Source organism: Rhizobium ruizarguesonis, assembly GCF_012349115.1.
GTDB classification, from domain to species: domain Bacteria; phylum Pseudomonadota; class Alphaproteobacteria; order Rhizobiales; family Rhizobiaceae; genus Rhizobium; species Rhizobium ruizarguesonis.
On record NZ_PQIG01000021.1, the window covers coordinates 1 to 751 of the forward strand.

1 protein-coding gene and 2 pseudogenes are annotated in these 751 nt (G+C 63.1%); all 3 read right to left on the reverse strand.

Annotated features, from left to right (window positions below; all coding sequences use genetic code 11):
- A pseudogene (locus C3Y91_RS03445) lies at positions 1-231 on the reverse strand (YqaA family protein); the annotation flags it as partial.
- Between the two features lie 4 nt (positions 232-235).
- Positions 236-514: a metal-sensing transcriptional repressor gene (locus C3Y91_RS03450; protein WP_024323399.1), complete on the reverse strand. Its 279-nt coding sequence runs from the start codon at positions 512-514 to the stop codon at positions 236-238.
- A 72-nt stretch (positions 515-586) separates the two neighbouring features.
- A pseudogene (locus tag C3Y91_RS38510) lies at positions 587-751 on the reverse strand (cation diffusion facilitator family transporter); the annotation flags it as partial.

The window sequence follows — 751 nt, forward strand, 5'->3', positions numbered from 1 at the left end:
GCCGATCGGAAACCATCGCTTTTCCCTGAAGCGTTCGATGCCGCGGCCGAGCAGCCAGTTCGCCAGCGCGCCGAACACATTGCCCAGGCTCGCGACGGCGAGGAGCCAGAAGGTGGAAAACTTCCCGGAGAGGAGAAGGCCGACTAGAACGGCTTCAGACTGCATCGGCACGATGGTCGCCGCCCCGAGCGCTGCGGCGAACAGTCCGAGATAGGCCAGCAGGTCGGCCATGCCGTCAAAGGTACTTGGTGATCGTCTTGAACTCGTCGATGGACTGCCGCTTGTCGCGCGGCAGGGCGCCGACCGTCTCTTCGAGGCAGTGATCGAGATGATCCTGGATCAGCGTCCGCTTGGCGTTGATGATCGCCTTCTCCACCGCGGAGAGCTGCTGGGCGATATCGAGACACGGCTTGCCTGCCTCGATCATCGTGATGACGCTCTTCAGATGACCCTCGGCCCGCTTCAGGCGCTTGACGATCTCCGGATGGGTGGCGTGGGTGTGTGGTTCGGTCATCGTGTCCATGTTCTCGATCCTTCCGAGGAGAAGGGCGCTCGACCTTACGCCGGGGACCGCCTCCGGGACAAGTCAGTGATGATGGCCTTCCGGCTCTTCCATTCGAAACGGAAGGTCGTCGACTTCGACGCCTGCCATCAGCTTCAGCACCGCGTCGAACTCGTGCGGCTCGGCCGGAGCGACGTTGCTGATCAAAGCGTGATGATCGGCCGGCGAAGGGAGCAGCGGCAGCCGCTC

Bases quoted from the DNA above. Each gene is read 5' to 3' on its own strand.
- C3Y91_RS03450 (WP_024323399.1), bottom strand. From the start codon at position 514: ATGACCGAACCACACACCCACGCCACCCATCCGGAGATCGTCAAGCGC.